Genomic DNA, 16,522 nt, shown 5'->3' on the forward strand with positions numbered 1-16,522 from the left:
GGGCAAGTTTTATGAAAGAAAAACTCATGAAGATGTTAGAAGAGCGCGAAGAGGAAATCATTCAAATTCGACGCCATTTACACGAAAATCCAGAGCTTTCATTTGAAGAACAACAAACGGCTCAATATATTATTGATTTTTATCAAGGCAAAGATGTCGATATCCAAACCAACGTCGGGAATGGCTACGGAATCATCGTGACAATCAAAGGTGCTAAGCCTGGGAAGACCATTGGACTCCGCGCAGATTTTGATGCATTGCCCATTGTAGAAGAAACACCTGTACCGTTCAAATCGAAAAACGAAGGTGTAATGCATGCTTGTGGTCACGATGGACATACCGCTTACTTATTGGTATTGGCGGATTGTTTGATCCAATTGAAAGATGAGCTTTCCGGCACCCTTAAAATTATCCATCAGCATGCCGAGGAGGTTCCACCTGGTGGAGCGAAAAGTATTGTCGAGTCTGGCGTCCTTGACGAAGTCGATGAAGTGTACGGCATTCACTTACTCCCTATGGGGCCTGCAGGTTTGGTCGGCTATCACGCAGGATTTTCTTTCAACGGCAGAGCGTATATGAAATTGGTTATCCAAGGTCGAGGCGGACATGGCTCTTCCCCACATTTAGCCAATGATGCCATCGTTGCAGGCGCTCATTTTGTCACGGCCGTCCAAACAGTGATTAGTCGCCGATTGAATCCATTCGAAATTGGCGTCATTACCATTGGTTCATTTGATGGAAAAGGCACATTCAATGTCATTAAAGACAGCGTGGAACTGGAAGGCGATATTCGTTATATGGCTATGGAAACAAAAGAAACCATTGAAAAAGAAATAAAACGCCTTGTCAAAGGGCTTGAAGAAGAGTTTGGTGTCACATGCGAACTGACGTATACACCGGATTATCCGCCGCTCTACAACAATCCTGAATTGACAGCGAAAGTGGCGGAAACACTCAAAAATGCCAACGATCCACACATTAAAGAAGTAAACGAATTCCCAGCACTGCCCCCATCGGAGGACTTTGCTTATTATGCTGAAAAGTTCCCAGCATGCTTCTTCTATATCGCCTGTTCACCGGTGGGCGTTGAAAAGCCTTATTTCAACCATCATCCAAAATTCGATATCGATGAAGCGGCATTGCTCGTCGCCGCGAAAGCCGTAGGGCAAGTTGTCTGTAGTACACAAGGATAAGAATGATGAATGGTACCTCGACGATTTCAATCTTAACGAGGTACCATTCACACTTTTTTATCATCGGCTTTAGCGATTATTCAACTTCTACAAGGACGTCTCCTTCGTTTACAAAGTCGCCCTCGTTCACTTTTACGTCTTTCACAGTCCCACTCGTTTCGGCGGCAATCGGAATTTCCATTTTCATGGATTCTAAAATTACGACGTCTTGCCCTTCTTCTACTTGATCGCCCGTTTTTACAAGCACTTTCCACACGCTTCCTGCCATATTTGCTACGATTCCACTCATTGTGAATTCCTCCTAATTCATGTTGTTTGTTTTTTCGTTATCAAATGTTTTGTAATGAAGTCCGTTGTCGTATCTCCTGCCCGGAATGCCGGATGGGCGATGATCTCTTCCAAAATAGGTATATTCGTTTTAATGCCTTCAATGTGGTAACCCGCCAATGCTTCTTGCATTCGATTGATTGCCTCATCGCGATCATTCCCTTTGACAATCAGCTTGGCAATCATCGGATCATAGAATGGCGTCACGACAGATTGATCTTGAACGGCTAATTCATGGCGAATGCCAGGCCCGTCCGGCAATTCCAATTTGGTGATTTTTCCTGGAGAAGGAAAGAACGTTTTAGGGTCTTCAGCGTAGATTCTCACTTCGATAGCATGCCCCTCACGTTTGACCGCTTCTTGCGTAATTGTCAGCGTTTCACCTGCCGCAATTTTCAATTGTTGTTCAACTAAGTCCAACCCTGTAATTTCTTCTGTCACCGGATGCTCTACTTGCAAACGTGTGTTCATTTCAAGGAAATAAAAGTTTTGTTCTTCATCGACTAAGAACTCGATCGTTCCTGCATTTTTATAGCCGATGGAAGTGGCCGCTTTCACTGCCGCCTCCCCCATTTTGCTGCGGGTCGCTTCAGAAAGAAAAGATGACGGCGCTTCCTCGACGACTTTTTGATGGCGACGCTGAACCGAACATTCACGCTCCCATAAATAAACGGTATTGCCTAAGCCATCTGCCAATATTTGAATCTCAATATGTCGAGGGTTTTCCACAAATTTTTCAATGTACATGGCACCATCGCCAAAGAAATCGGTCGCTCGCTTTTGGTTCCCTGCAAATGCTTTGCGGACTTCATCCCCGTTATGGACAACTTGCATGCCGATTCCGCCTCCACCAGCGGAAGCTTTTAACATGACAGGATAGCCGATCTGATCCGCTACCTCTACCGCCTCCTCTGCATCCGCCAAAGGATGGGTGATTCCAGGAACAACCGGGACGCCTGCTGTTTCCATCGCTTTCCGTGATTCAATCTTGCTGCCCATTTTGGAGATCACATCTGGAGAAGGTCCGATGAATACCAACCCATCCGCCTCACAACGTCGGGCAAATTCGGCATTTTCGGAAAGCAATCCATAGCCAGGGTGAACCGCCTCGGCTTTTGTTAAACGGGCAACCTCCAAAATTTTATCGATATTTACATAGCTTTCTGTAACACGCGGTCCGCCAATTAAATGGGCTTCATCCGCCAATTTGACATGAGGAGCCTCCGCATCTGCTTCTGAATAGACAGCAACGGTCGAAATCCCTAAGTCTTTGCATGTCCGGATGACCCGAACGGCAATCTCTCCACGATTGGCAATCAACACTTTCTTGAACATGCTTACCACCCTTTCCATTCATTCGTTAAGAATGCTTTGTAGAATATAAATACAGCGGAAATGATGCAAGGGAGCCAGCCTTTTGCCGAACAGACAACTGGTCCGAATGCAAAATTATTTCGTTACTAATCCATCACCAACAATATTTTGTATATCTTCAACCGTTGATGGATCTTCAAGTCCTGTAATATCCCCCGCTACCTTGCCTGTCGCCACAATTTCTTTCAATAAACGGCGCATAATTTTTCCGCTGACGGTTTTCGGTAACGTATTTGTAATGATCACTTCTTTTGGACTGGCGATCTTTCCAATTTGTTGGACAATATTATCGTTAATTCGTTGGATTAGCTCTTCGCCACCTTCAAATCCATCCGCCAGACGGACAAATACGACAGGCACTTCCCCTTTAATTTCATCGGGAACCCCTATGACCGCGCATTCGGCAACCCCTTCGCATTCAAGTACAGCACTTTCCATTTCTAGTGTACTTAACCGATGCCCCGCCACATTAAAGGCGTCATCCGAACGGCCGACTACCCAGATATAGCCGTCTTCATCGATCAATGCTAGATCGCTGGCATAATAACTGCCATCGACTTGACTGAAATACGAGGCGTAATAGCGTTCCGGTTCTTTCCAAAGCGTACGGCACAGCATCGGAAACGGTTTGTTAATCACCAAGTTCCCTAATTGACCCGGTTGAAGCGGATTGCCTTCCTCATCCACCACATCAAATACGGCCCCTAAAAACGCAGTGCCTGAGGAACCCGGTTTCATCGGCGTCAGCCAAGCTGCTCCTGCGATCGGAGATCCCGCTGTTTCCGTTTGCCCCCACGTATTATTGATATAGATCTTTTTCTTTCCTAACACATCATACGTCCAATGCCATGTTTCCGTATCAAACGGTTCTCCCACCAGCGAGATGACATCCAGACAAGACAAATCGAATTGCGCTAACGGTTTTTCTCCCATGCTTTTTAACATGCGGAGTGCGGTCGGGGCGGTAAATAATTTATTCACCCGGTACTTTTCAATGATTTGATAAAAACGGTCCTTTTCTGGATAATCCACTGCGCCTTCATAGACAACAGTCGTTACCCCATTCGCTAAAGCACCTGTAATCCCCCAAATATGCATCGTTAACCAACCGATATCAGCGGTACACCAGAAAACATCATCATCGTGATGATCCAAATGATATTTGGCATAGATGTAATTTTGAATAACGAAAGCCATACCGGAATGGACGACCCCTTTAGGTTTTCCTGTCGTACCACTTGTATAGAACACAAGCCCGCTTTCATTCGCTTCCATCCGCTCAGGTTCACATACGATGCTCGCCTTCTTTGTCAGCTCGTGCCACCAGTAATCACGTCCCTCTTTCATTTCCACCTCTAACCCTAAACGATCGACAACAACAACCGCTTCAACGGATGGAATTGTCGGGACAACGTGATCGACTTTTTCTTTTAATTGAATTACTTTCCCGCGCCGTTCTGTTGCATCTGCCGTCACGACCACTTTAGGCTCGAAGCTGATGAGTCGATCTGCCAATGATTTTTCGGAATAACCCGAGAACACCGCATTGTAAATCGCACCAATGCGAAAACATGCGAGTATGGCAATAAATGCTTCTGCCAGATTAGGCAGGAAAACAGCGACACCATCCCCTTTTTTCACACCAAGTGATCGGAGAACATTTGCAAAACGATTCACTTCTGCAAGAAGCATATCGTAGGTGTAAAATTTGGAGTCCCCATTCTCCCCTTCCCAAATAAGCGCTGTCCGGTTGCCTGCTCCATTCTCGACATGCCGGTCCAGCAAATTGATGCTCGGGTTGCTAATGCCGTTCACAAAAAAACGAAAATCAGGGAGTTGTCCACTAATGGTTTCAGTCCACGGTTCATACCATTCAAGGTCGCGGGCTGCATTGTCCCAAAAGGTAGCAGGATCTTCTTGGGATTGTCGAAGAAGTTTTTGAAAAGCTTCTGTGCTTCCAATGGAGGTAGAACGCACTTTTTCTTCATTTGGAAAAATAAGCTTGCTATTTGAAACAACTTGCAAAATTCCATTGATATCCATGTTATAACCCCTTTATCAATTTTTCGAAAAACGTATTTAGCAGCCGATTTGTTTTGCAATAACCATCCGTTGCACTTCAGATGTGCCTTCTCCAATTTCCAAAAGCTTGGCATCGCGGAAGAACCGCTCGACTTGATATTCCTTCATGTATCCATAGCCTCCATGAATTTGGATCGCTTGATCACATACGCGCATGCAGATTTCGGAAGCAAATAGTTTGGCATAGGCGGCCTCTTTTTTAAATGGTCGACCTTGATCCTTCAACCAAGCAGCTTTGAACACCATATTCCGGGCAAGCTCGATATTCATTGCCATATCGGCCAATTTAAATTGGATTGCCTGGAAGTTTGATAGACTTTTTCCAAACTGTTTTCTTTCCTTTGCATACTGCAGTGATTTTTCATAAGCACCTTGTGCAATTCCGACAGCCATGGCTCCGATGCCAACTCTTCCCCCATCCAAAGTGGCTAAAAACTGCTTGTATCCATTCCCTTCTACACCAAGCAGATTCTCTTTGGAAACCCTTACATTTTCTAAGACGAGTTCCGTTGTATCAGAAGCGTGAAGCCCCATTTTTTCGTAATTATTGATCACCGTAAATCCTGGTGCGTCTGTGGGAACGATAAATGCGCTAATGCCATTGATGCCTTTCGAGCGGTCTGTCACAGCCGTCACAGCAAGATGTTTCGCATAGCTCGCATTGGTAATAAAACATTTAGAGCCGTTAATGACCCATTCATCCCCATCCAGAACGGCGGTCGTTTGAGTGCCTCCCGCATCAGATCCCGCATTGGGTTCCGTCAAACCAAATGCCCCAAATGACTCGCCAGTACAAATCGGCGTTAAGTATTTCTCTTTTTGCTCGGCAGTGCCAAACAAATGAAGAGGTGCTCCCCCTAACGAAATATGAGCGGAATAGGTAATGCCGGTAGATGCACAAACACGGCTTAGCTCTTCAACGACAATGGCAAAGCTGATCGTATCCGCATCACCGCCGCTGTATTGTTCAGGGAAGGGAAGACCCATGATCCCCAACTCTGCCAATTTTGCAAAAATCTCTTTTGGGAATTCCCCGGTCCGATCCCGTTCATCTGCGCCAGGGGCAACTTCCGCCTCAGAAAATTCACGAATCAATCGACGTATCATCTCTTGTTCTTTCGTTAAATCAAAATTCATTTCTTGGCGACCTCCATTCATGCTAACGATATTTTGAACAAACTTACATTTCTTTCTTACCTCAGAAGGATGCATACTGGAAAAACATTACTAAAACTGTATGCCTCACCTAACAGACTTTCATTATTTTTCTAACTACACTATAATTATAAATATTGGGAAATATAAATCTATGTTCATTTCTATGAAAAAACTTGTGTATTTTACACAAATGCACAACATCAGATGATACAACTTCGATGAGGAAGGATGATGCAGGATGCAAGATACATTGACGCACCGTCAGTTACAATCATTAATCCATGTTTCAAATGTCATTAATTCCACATTGGATCTTGATACAATCTTCGATTCGATTTTAAATGAGGCAATTTCTGTTGTAGACGCAGCGGGAGGAGGATCTATTTGGATTTTCAACGACAAAGAAAACCGTTTAGTTGCCAAATCAGCTCAAGGGTTATTTTATCCACATATCTTCAAATCCATTAAACTTAAAAAGGGTGAATCCATGACTGGCATGGCTTTTGCTGCCAATAATTGCCTTGTTTTTTGGAATGAGGAAGAAATTAAACAGGCCTTGGATACATTGACGCCATACAATCGAGACTTATTAAATAGATCGATTTCAAATAACTTTCATTTTACATCGGTCATTTCTTCACCCATTTTACATAATGGAAAATGTATCGGTGTCATCACTTTAGATTCTTTTGACAAGTCCTTACATTTCAAACAGGAAGATATTCATCTGTTGGAAGCGATCAGTTATCAAGCCGCTATCGCGTTAGGCAAATCGAGCCTATACTACGAGAAGGAAAAAATGGTGAAAAAGCTCTCCCGATACCTTGAAACGCACCGGAACATTGCCAATTTGGTCGTCAATGAGGAAGGTATCCAATCCATTTTAGACTATATCCATCAAACGATCGGTCAACACATTTTTCTTTTCGATGATTTAGGAGAATTACAGGCATCCGCCTGTCATTCATCGTTTACGGATGACATGACGAATTATCTCATTCAATACACAAAACAAATCATCCTATCGCTGGAGAATTCCTATACAGTTGCCGATATTACGTTGAATGACGAGGAATATCAATTAATCGTCCTATCACTGGGCTCTAAACTAAAATCTCTCGGAGCGCTTATCATCCTTTCCAAAACTAAAGTGAGTGAAGTGGATATTGCGGCGCTTGAACATGCTTGTACAGTCATTTCCCTTGAGTTGGTCAAAGAACAAGCCATTTTTGACACACAGCAGCGCTTAAGGGGGGAGTTTGTCACAAAACTGTTTTCCGGACAAGTCGATGAAACAATCATGCAACGGGCTAAAAATTTAAATTTTGACCCGAACAGGAACTATATTTCCATTATCATTCATGTGGAAGATCAAAATAATGCACAAAAGGATGTTATTAGTGAAAGCGCTATCAATAATTTACTCTATTTAACAAACAAAATATTCCTGAAGAGAAATTCGCAAGGCATGGCCGTACGAAACGGCAATCAAATCGTTGTGCTACTCTCCTGTCATTCAGCGTCATTGTCGGCTAACGTCATTGCAGAGATGAAAGAGCTGGCAGCAAATCTACAGCGGGAAATTCAAAGGTTGTATAGTGAGATGAAGATATCGATCGGTATTGGCAGAATGAAGCCCAAACTTACTTCTGTACACGAATCCTTTAAGGAAGCCACGAAATGCATAAAGTTCCTGCAAAACTATCATTTCGATCAACATGTCCTTTGCTTTACAGATTTGGGCGTTCAACGATTCATCTTACAAAATTCCGAGGAAGAGTTAGCCGATTTTGTGCAAGAAGTATTGGGCCCACTCATTCAATACGAACAAGCTCGAAAAGGCGACCTTCTCCATACGCTGATTGCTTATTTGAGTCAAAATCAAAACACCAAGAAAACAGCGGCTTTTTTACATATTCATAGCAACACGTTAAACTACCGTTTAAAACGAATTGAAGAGATTCTCTTAACAGATTTGTCGGATAGCCAACAACTATTCAATATTCAATTAGCAGGAAACATTTATCAATTTATCAAAAAATAAATAGGCTCAAGGCACCCATACCGTTCTAAATCTCCCATCCTATCATAAAATGAAGGGATTCCACCTGTCAGATGAAAGCAAAGGAGATTGGGATATGTATGCCATCCATTATTACGAAAACAAAACCTATGTACTGACACTGGCCAAAGGAAATGTCCCTTCTGTCGGTGAAGAAGTGAAGATCAAAGGCCGTAAAGGAAAAGTGATCAGTGTACTGGAGATAAAGGAAAACGTTTATCATGTGTTTGTGGAGTTTAAAAAAATTGTAGATAAGAGCAAATTGGCTACCCATGATTTCGGGAAGAGGAAAAGAAGATGATTGTATGAAGAGTGCCAGTTCCTGAACTGGCACCTGTATTTACTGCTTGGTCAATTCTTTTGTCATTAAAATATGAGGAATTCCATCCTCCATAAACATCTCTGAGGCGGTCTCATAGCCGAGCTTTTTATAAAAGTTCTCCGCATGTGTTTGCCCATGCAATTTGACACGGGCAATGCCTTTCTCTGCTGCAATCTCCTCCAATGTTTGGATAATTCGTTTGCCAAGTCCATATTGACGATAGGGCTTGAGGATACAGATTCTTTCCAACTTACCCGATCCATCGACAACTCGTAACCTGCCTGTACCGACAGCCTCCTCATCATGATAAACGAGAACATGCTCACATCGCCCATCGAGTGTGTCGAATTCATCAAATTCATCCTCCAATGGGACGCCTTGTTCCTCTACAAACACTTCTTTTCGAATATGAAAAGCCCTTTCTAAATCGCTGTTTGTTGTGATTCTTTTTGCATTCAATGTTTCTCAACTCTTTTCGAATTTATTTGATCAAGTCATTATTATACCTTTTATCCCGCATTAACGGGCAGTAAGACTCCCACCTCAAGACTTAAGTAAAACAATAAGGATAGATGGGAGATCAACTGCCAATCGAACAGCGAAGGGTTCGATTTGCCGTATTTTTGCGCTCTTTGCAGAAATTAAGGCACTAACAGGATGCAGCGAACTTAAGTTGCCTTCCTTCAGCAGGTAGTTTGGACATCCGTTAAAGGAAGGTAAAAGCCCGATTGGTTCGGGCCAACACGATGTTGGTCACACAAGCGTTGTCACAAGACGTGACGCTTTTAGCTTGTGTTCCCCTCAATCAGTGGGGGATGGGGAAAACCCCCACTGATTGAAGTTTCACTTTATTCATCCAACCACGCTTTCACATAGTCAATAAATTTTCGGGCAGCTGGCGAGATCGTGCGGAAGGACGAAGCTGCGATACCGATGGAGCGGTAATGCTCCCCTTCCAAACTTAGGATACGAACGTTCTGCGGAACGCGATGCAAAACCATTTCAGGTAACATGCTAATTCCCATCCCATTTTGAACCATGGAAATGATCGCTTGATCGTCAGCCAGTTCAAATTTAATATGGGGAGTTACTTGATTTTCCTGAAACACTCGCTTCAAATCATTATCGCTCCCTTTCTTCGTCATGATGAACATCTCGTCTTGAATGTCCGCAAAACTCACTTTCTGTTTGTTTGCGAGACGATGCCCTTCAGGAAGAATACATAGGATGCGGTCTTTTTTTAAATGTATCACTTCAAACGTTTTCGAAGTTGGTAACGAAACAAATCCAAAATCCACCGTCCCCGTTGCAATCCAATGCTCAACGGTATCATAATCCCCCTCCAATAACTTGATGTCGATTGCAGGAAGATCTGCATTAAAACTTTTCAAGATTTCCGGCAGCCATTGGATGGAAACACTCGAAAAAGTGCCAATGCGGACAGTACCGATTTCAAGCCCTTTGATATTTGCGATTTCTTGTATCATCTGTTCATTCCATTTCAACATTTCATGGATATGCCGCAATACGCGTTCTCCATTACTCGTCAACTGAATCCCTGCCCGTCCTCTTATCAAAATTGTAAAGCCCCATTCCGCCTCCAAGCTAGCAATAGCATGACTCACGGCTGATTGCGTTAAGCTAAGTGATTCTGCCGCTTGTTTGAGACTCCCTAATTCGACAACCGTACTAAATATTTCAAACTTCGCAAGTGACAACTTTTTCACTTCCTTTACTTGAATTTTATTCAACTAACGGCTTAAAAACATTCAATTTTATTATCTAAACTTTACCTGTATACTAACAACAAATCAATTATTTTCGTTGTTCTATAGCACAATGAATGGAGCTGGAGGATGAGAAATGGACAATTCAATTATGAGAAGCACTCAACTAAAAGGGGATTTGATGATGGTCATGGTGACCATGTTCTGGGGTGCATCCTATTTGTTTATGAAGATGGGTCTCCAGTCGATTCAAGAATATAATTTAATCGCCTTGCGTTTTGGGTTTGCTTTTCTTGTCGCTACACTCGTCTTTTATCGACGCTTTCCCAAAATGGATCGCAAAACGATTCTCCACGGATTTCTACTCGGATCGCTATTATTTTTGAGCACTTCCGTTGTCGTAATTGGATTAAAAACGACTTCCGTTTCCAATGCTGGATTTTTATTCAGTCTAGCGGTCATCTTTGTTCCATTACTAATCGCACTTTTTTCCCGAAAGAAACCTGAAAAAAGATTGTTGATCAGCGTTTGTATCTCGATGACGGGCATCGGTCTGTTAACGTTAAACGAGACATTAAGCATCAATACCGGTGATTTCTTATGCATCTTAGGCGCTTTGTTTTATGCCCTTCACATCATCATTACAGGGAAAGTAACGCAAAAGGCGGATGCTATTTCAATCGGGGTTCTACAGCTTGGCTTTGCAGGAGCATGGGGACTTCTCTTCTCATCCATTTTTGAAAAACCACAACTTCCCAATGACACCGAGTCATGGATGGCGATTTTGGCGTTAAGCATCCTGTGCAGTGCCGTCGGTTTTATCGGTCAAACGGTAGCTCAAAAATATACATCTCCGACACGGACAGGTTTAATCTTTTCCTTAGAGCCCGTATTCGCAGCATTCTTCGCCTTTATTTTCATAGGGGAAATCCTTACATATAAAGGTTATGTAGGGGCTGTCCTTGTGTTACTTGGGGTGCTTGCCGCGGAAATCAATGTCAAGAAGCCGATATGGAGAAGAAACTTCGTAAAAACAATAAGCCGGTCCAGAGCGAGCGGATGAAAAATACCAGGTACCCAAACACTAATTTCGTATTATGTATGAGCACACCTCGATACGAAGCCCATCAAAAAAACCATTTCAGTGTGAGGCATTCCACTGAAATGGTTTTTAAAAGTAATTATTGATAAAGTCCTCTCAAAGTAATGATTTCCGATCCCTGTTCAATGAACGAATGGACAGGTACTACTTATAGTAATCGTTGTAAGAAGACCGAGAAATGTTGCCTTGTCACCGGATCGTTTGGCATGAATTTGCCGTTTGATCCTAATGTGATCCCATTGCTTGCTAGAATTTGAATATATTCATAAAAGCCGTTTTCTGGATTCACGTCACTAAACGCGATCCCTTCGCCATTCATTTTTAAATCAAACGTATTCACTAAAATTTTTGCTAGTTGTGCACGTGTCAAGTTCGACCCGGGGTTCATGTACAAACCGCTGCCGTCAATAATCCCAGCTTCATAAAATGCTTTCATTTCTGGGTAATTTGGATGTTTAGCAGTTAAATCCTTAAAGGTTTTCATTGTACGTATTTTCGGTAATTCCAGTCCCTCAATCCGATTTAATAAAGCAAAAACATGTTTTCGTAGAATCGCTTCATTCGGATGGAACGTGCCATCCATATATCCTTTATTAATGCCCAATTGTGCAAGTGCTTCAATTGGTTCGTAATACAGATGTGTCGCCGGAACGTCAGAAAAGCTTTCGATGCGTATGGTGAGATTGTACCCTTCATACCCTTTCCTTCCTCCGTGACGCGAGTAATAAATCAAATAATACGTCCCGGCTTCCAACTCTTTTGTCGTCATGATTTTACTAGTGTCACTGTTTGCGTAACCGAGATATGGCAACTGCACACCATTTTCATCTAAAAAAGTCAATTCACCTAAAGTTCCCGGTGAATCAGCAATAAACGTCACTTTTGCATCCTTCGCCAATGTATACTTATAGTAATCGTGCGTCTGCGAATGAGCATAAGGCGAACTGTACCAAAAGCCATTATATGTTTTGTTATTTTCGAGCACATCGGCTCTGGCTATACTCGTATTGCGTCCACTTTCCCAATCCTGCTCGTTTAGCGGTTCAAAATTAGTTGAGAACGTGTAATTCGCAATGGCTTGTATTGTGTTTCCTAAACGAATATTGAAATAATAGGTGCCTGGTTGGAGTAATACCTCGATATCATTAGGATTACCGTAAAAACTTGTTAATGAGAATCTATTAACATCTTTCTCATCGACAATAATCATATCAAAATAGGCGTTTCTAACTGACGTACCCTCTGTCTTTTGCAGCTGAACCTTTATTTTCCCGAACGTCGGGATTTCTACTTTGTATAGGTCATAATCATTCGAAAAAACGGAACCGTTTAAATCCCCTTGGTATGTTTCACCGAGATTGTACGAGTTAGCCGTTGATTTTTCGTTGTTTGGCTCCGCATCATTTCCTTCAATCGGACCCGTTATATAGCTCACGGCATAATCACCTTGAGAGCCAACCCCCGTACCAGCAACCTTTACACGATATGTGCCTTTCTTTAAATTCACAGGCAACACCGTTTTTTCTTGATCGTCATCGGCACGATACGTGGATATAAATGCAATTCTCTGCTCAGTGCTATCAAACAACATAACGTTATAATCTGTAAGGAAACTATACTCATGTTCATCCACATTATCTTTCAATGTAAACGTCACACGTGCATCTTCTTCAATTGTAATCGTGTATGTATCGACCACTTTTTCCATAAAAGTACCTGTAATAACGTCACCTTCTTGCCAACTGGCAGCTCGCGCGTCTGACATTGACATCATAAAAGCAAACAAACCAAATGCTAAAATTGCACAATTCTTCACCAGAACACCTCTTGCCTTCTTGATTTCTATATTTTAATAGATACGTTGATGAATGGATAGAGGTATATAATGGCTAGTTTCAAATTATCGGATGCTTTGTTCTGTATAAAAGAAGGTACCAGTCATCAAGACATTTCTGGATTGTCCTGATGCCTGGTACCCTTAATCACACCTTAAATTGATCCACAGTTCGGTTCAACTCTTCACTTAGCGCAGTCAATGCTTCTGCAGCTTTCGTGACGGAATGGATGGCGTGTAATTGTTCGTCCGTTGAGGCGCTGACTTCTTCACAGGCCGCGGCTGTTTCTTGTGAAGTAACGGTCATCGTCTGTATCGTTTCGGAAACGTCTTCTTTTAATGCGGCGACGGCACCAATTTCATTCGCAACCGCATCGATGGACTCCATCATTTCGACCATCAATGCCGAAATATCATTGAATGTCCGATCTGTGGCATGAATGACGGCTGCTTGATTTCCGAAAATTTCACTTGCACTTGTCATTTCCTCGGAAACTTGTCGTGATTCCGCTTGGATCTCACGGATGGTCTCCTGCACTTCATCTGTAGAGCGGGCTGATTGTTCGGCGAGTTTCCGGACTTCCTCTGCGACAACTGCAAACCCTTTCCCGTGTTCGCCAGCTCTTGCGGCTTCAATGCTGGCATTCAATGCGAGTAAGTTCGTTTGGGCTGAAATCCCTGTAATGGCATCCATGACACTTCCAATCTCCCCGATTTTTTCTTCCAGGGCAGCAAACACCTTCGTCATCTCTTGTATATTGTTGACGGAGTCGACAAAAGAGGTCAGCAAGGTTTGCATTTGCTGTTGACCGCTGTGATTCATTTCTTCCGCTTTTTTCGCAATATCGGTCATGACAACCGCTTTTTCGTTAATATCACCAATTTGTCGCCCAAGAAGGTCGGAACGCTCTGTTACCGTTTCGGCATCTTCCGCAGAACGTGCTGCACCTTGGGCGATTTCGTTCACGGCATGCGCCACTTCCTCACTCGATGCATTCGTCTCTTCCGCTACAGCAATCAAGCTTTCTGAACTGTTTCGCACATCCGATGCGGACGCTTTGACGACACCGATCAGATTGTTCATGCTTTCGATCATCGTATTGAAATTGGCTGAAAGTGCTCCAATTTCGTCTTTTGAATGGATGTCGGAACGCACGGTTAGATCCCCTTCGGCGACGGCATCCATATGGCCATTTAATAGGTGCAATGGCCGCATGAATCGGCTAATGCTCACATACAGAACGATGAAGAAAAGGACAAGAGTAATAAACGCGATCAGGTACATCGAATTCTGTAAAGCTGTCGCCGTTTCGATAATATTATTTTCATCGTAAACTGTGCTAATTTTCCAACCAAGCTCCGGAATGGTCGTAAAGATGTTCACTCGATTGAACCCTTCATGTGCATAATGGATGACGCCCTCTTCGTTCCCACTGTACATGTTCTCGATAAAAGAAAAGGTCTTCATACTCTCACCGGGCGAAGTGGGGTGTACAATGGCGATTCCATCTGCATCCAAAATCATCGGATAACCGCCATGGCTAAGTTTCGTTTGCGAAACATTGTTCATAAGGGTAGAAAGTTCAATATCAATGGCGATGACGCCATCAAACTTCCCTTCTTTATGTACGACTTTGGAAGCGGTAATGACCAACTGACCATTTCCTGCGTTTATGTAAGGGCTTGTCCAATGCACTTTATCCGGATTTTCCAATGCGTTTTGATACCAAGGACGTTGTGTCGGATCATAATCGGCACCAAGATCATTATAAGGCATATTCACATGTCGATCAGGATGGGAATAATAGACCGTTAATGCGTCATCATACAATTCTAATGCATTTCCAAGTTCGGCATTCAATGCATCCCGTAACTGTTTCGCCTCATCCACGTCCACCCCATTCCCTTCTACAACGAAGTCCGTGACAGGACGAGAAGTGGACAATTGCATAAGCCCTTTCTCATATTGATTAAAAAAGTATTGAATGGAATGACTGATTTCATTAACCAATACAACACTTTGGTCTATCAAGCTATCTTCGGTTTCCTGTTTCACTTTGGTACCGCTAATACTTGTCATGGCAGCCACTCCCACTAAAAAGAGTAGCGTAACCGTTACGATTATTTTGGTCTTAATGGACTTAAGCATAACGCAATTTCTCCTATTCATATAATCATCGTCACTAAGAACTTCGACTCATTTGAACAATTCTTTAGTAAATCCTAATTTGATGTAAGATTCTGATTCACCTGTTAATGAATAGGAAACCTAGAAAGATGCAGTTCGCTTGAAGCATCCGTATTTCAGAAGGAGAATTGAACACTTGGAAATAAGAGGATAATATGAAAAGTTAACAAATGGTTAATAAACTTATAGTATAATAGTCACTAACAAGCTATAAGTTTATTGAATGGGTGTGTATCTGCAATGACTAGTAGAAGAGTAGTTTTCCTATTCATGATCTTCATATTGAGTTCTATGCTGGCAAGTTGCAAAGGAACCCCAAAGACATTGACCATCGGCATGATCCCTGTCAAAGATGTGGCTACAATGGAGGCAGAGTTTGAACCTGTTCGGCTGTATTTGGAAGAAAGGCTAGGCATTCCAATTGAAGTGATCACCACTGATAGTTATGTAAGTTTAATCGATGGGATGAAGAATGCGAAAATTGACATCGGATGGTATGGCGCTTTTTCCTATATCGCAGCTGAAAGTGAAATGGAGCTGATGCCATTAGTCGTCCAGCAAAGGAAAGATTCAGGGATCTATTATCATTCTCTTATTCTTACGCAAAAAAATGGGGGGATCCGCTCGATTGAAGAGTTGGAAGGAAAGCAATTTGCCTTTGTTGACTCGGGTTCTACATCAGGATTCGTACTGCCTTATGCCTTATTTAAAAGTAGACATATCGATTATGAGCATTTTTTTAGTGAAACGTATTTTGCGGGTTCCCATGATCAGATTCTCTTTGATATTCAACAACAGCAAACCGATGCAGGAGCCATTAGTAGTGTCCAATACCAAAATTTAATAAATGAAGGGAAAATCGATCCGAGTAATCTACATGTCATTTGGAAATCCGAGAACATCCCGGGTTCCCCATATGTCGCAAGAGCTGATTTAGACCCATCGATTCAAGAAAATTTTACGATCGCCATGTTGAATATCCATCGTGAAGCTCCTACCGTTTTAGAGAGCTTTGATCAAAGTATTGAGAAATACATAGAAGTTGACAGTGCGTCTTATAATCCTATTCGCAATATAGCAACCATTCTTGGAAAAGAGTATATGTACGAGCATTTCTTAAAAAGTGAATAAACTTTCTAAGCGCTTGGAGGTG

The 16,522-nt window shown here is 42.6% G+C and carries 13 protein-coding genes; 5 read left to right on the forward strand and 8 right to left on the reverse strand.

Going from position 1 to position 16,522, the window contains the following annotated elements; genetic code table 11:
• Positions 1 to 11 precede the first annotated feature (11 nt).
• Complete coding sequence (locus tag MHZ95_RS16710) at positions 12 to 1,193, forward strand: amidohydrolase (protein WP_239391926.1); 1,182 nt, start codon at positions 12 to 14, stop codon at positions 1,191 to 1,193.
• 76 nt (positions 1,194 to 1,269) lie between these two features.
• Here MHZ95_RS16710 and MHZ95_RS16715 read toward each other — a convergent pair whose 3' ends face one another.
• The 4 genes from MHZ95_RS16715 to MHZ95_RS16730 all read right to left on the reverse strand — a co-directional run bounded on the left by MHZ95_RS16715 (position 1,270) and on the right by MHZ95_RS16730 (position 6,113).
• Positions 1,270 to 1,482 (reverse strand): acetyl-CoA carboxylase biotin carboxyl carrier protein subunit, encoded by a 213-nt coding sequence (locus tag MHZ95_RS16715; protein ID WP_239391927.1) that lies wholly within the window; start codon positions 1,480 to 1,482, stop codon positions 1,270 to 1,272.
• 17 nt (positions 1,483 to 1,499) lie between these two features.
• Positions 1,500 to 2,855 carry an acetyl-CoA carboxylase biotin carboxylase subunit gene (locus MHZ95_RS16720; RefSeq protein WP_239391928.1) on the reverse strand — a complete coding sequence of 452 codons (1,356 nt, stop codon included), beginning with the start codon at positions 2,853 to 2,855 and terminating at the stop codon, positions 1,500 to 1,502.
• Positions 2,856 to 2,969: 114 nt separating this feature from the next.
• A complete protein-coding gene (locus MHZ95_RS16725; protein WP_239391929.1) occupies positions 2,970 to 4,937 on the reverse strand; it encodes an acetate--CoA ligase in 1,968 nt (655 codons plus the stop codon).
• Positions 4,938 to 4,973: 36 nt separating this feature from the next.
• Positions 4,974 to 6,113 carry an acyl-CoA dehydrogenase gene (locus MHZ95_RS16730; protein WP_239391930.1) on the reverse strand — a complete coding sequence of 380 codons (1,140 nt, stop codon included), beginning with the start codon at positions 6,111 to 6,113 and terminating at the stop codon, positions 4,974 to 4,976.
• 259 nt (positions 6,114 to 6,372) lie between these two features.
• On the opposite strand from MHZ95_RS16730, the gene MHZ95_RS16735 reads away from it, so the two are divergent.
• Positions 6,373 to 8,178: a helix-turn-helix domain-containing protein gene (locus MHZ95_RS16735; RefSeq protein WP_239391931.1), complete on the forward strand. Its 1,806-nt coding sequence runs from the start codon at positions 6,373 to 6,375 to the stop codon at positions 8,176 to 8,178.
• Between the two features lie 94 nt (positions 8,179 to 8,272).
• The gene (locus MHZ95_RS16740) at positions 8,273 to 8,497 is read left to right on the forward strand and encodes a hypothetical protein (RefSeq protein WP_239391932.1); all 225 of its coding nucleotides are present in this window, start codon (positions 8,273 to 8,275) and stop codon (positions 8,495 to 8,497) included.
• 39 nt (positions 8,498 to 8,536) lie between these two features.
• Here MHZ95_RS16740 and MHZ95_RS16745 read toward each other — a convergent pair whose 3' ends face one another.
• Together MHZ95_RS16745 and MHZ95_RS16750 are read right to left on the reverse strand one after the other, a co-directional pair.
• On the reverse strand, positions 8,537 to 8,977 hold the full coding sequence (locus MHZ95_RS16745) for a GNAT family N-acetyltransferase (RefSeq protein WP_239391933.1): 441 nt from the start codon (positions 8,975 to 8,977) through the stop codon (positions 8,537 to 8,539).
• 389 nt (positions 8,978 to 9,366) lie between these two features.
• On the reverse strand, positions 9,367 to 10,236 hold the full coding sequence (locus MHZ95_RS16750; protein ID WP_239391934.1) for a LysR family transcriptional regulator: 870 nt from the start codon (positions 10,234 to 10,236) through the stop codon (positions 9,367 to 9,369).
• Positions 10,237 to 10,381: 145 nt separating this feature from the next.
• On the opposite strand from MHZ95_RS16750, the gene MHZ95_RS16755 reads away from it, so the two are divergent.
• Positions 10,382 to 11,308 (forward strand): DMT family transporter, encoded by a 927-nt coding sequence (locus MHZ95_RS16755; RefSeq protein ID WP_239391935.1) that lies wholly within the window; start codon positions 10,382 to 10,384, stop codon positions 11,306 to 11,308.
• 187 nt (positions 11,309 to 11,495) lie between these two features.
• Here MHZ95_RS16755 and MHZ95_RS21020 read toward each other — a convergent pair whose 3' ends face one another.
• Both MHZ95_RS21020 and MHZ95_RS16765 read right to left on the reverse strand, forming a co-directional pair.
• Complete coding sequence (locus MHZ95_RS21020) at positions 11,496 to 13,163, reverse strand: S-layer homology domain-containing protein (protein WP_239391936.1); 1,668 nt, start codon at positions 13,161 to 13,163, stop codon at positions 11,496 to 11,498.
• 166 nt (positions 13,164 to 13,329) lie between these two features.
• Positions 13,330 to 15,330, reverse strand: coding sequence for a methyl-accepting chemotaxis protein (locus tag MHZ95_RS16765; RefSeq protein WP_239391937.1), 2,001 nt, complete (start codon positions 15,328 to 15,330; stop codon positions 13,330 to 13,332).
• Positions 15,331 to 15,609: 279 nt separating this feature from the next.
• Between MHZ95_RS16765 and MHZ95_RS16770 the strand changes: the two genes are divergently transcribed.
• Positions 15,610 to 16,500 carry a phosphate/phosphite/phosphonate ABC transporter substrate-binding protein gene (locus MHZ95_RS16770; RefSeq protein ID WP_239391938.1) on the forward strand — a complete coding sequence of 297 codons (891 nt, stop codon included), beginning with the start codon at positions 15,610 to 15,612 and terminating at the stop codon, positions 16,498 to 16,500.
• Positions 16,501 to 16,522 lie beyond the last annotated feature (22 nt).

The sequence above is a fragment of the Sporosarcina sp. ACRSM genome (genome assembly GCF_022346545.1).
GTDB lineage: Bacteria > Bacillota > Bacilli > Bacillales_A > Planococcaceae > Sporosarcina.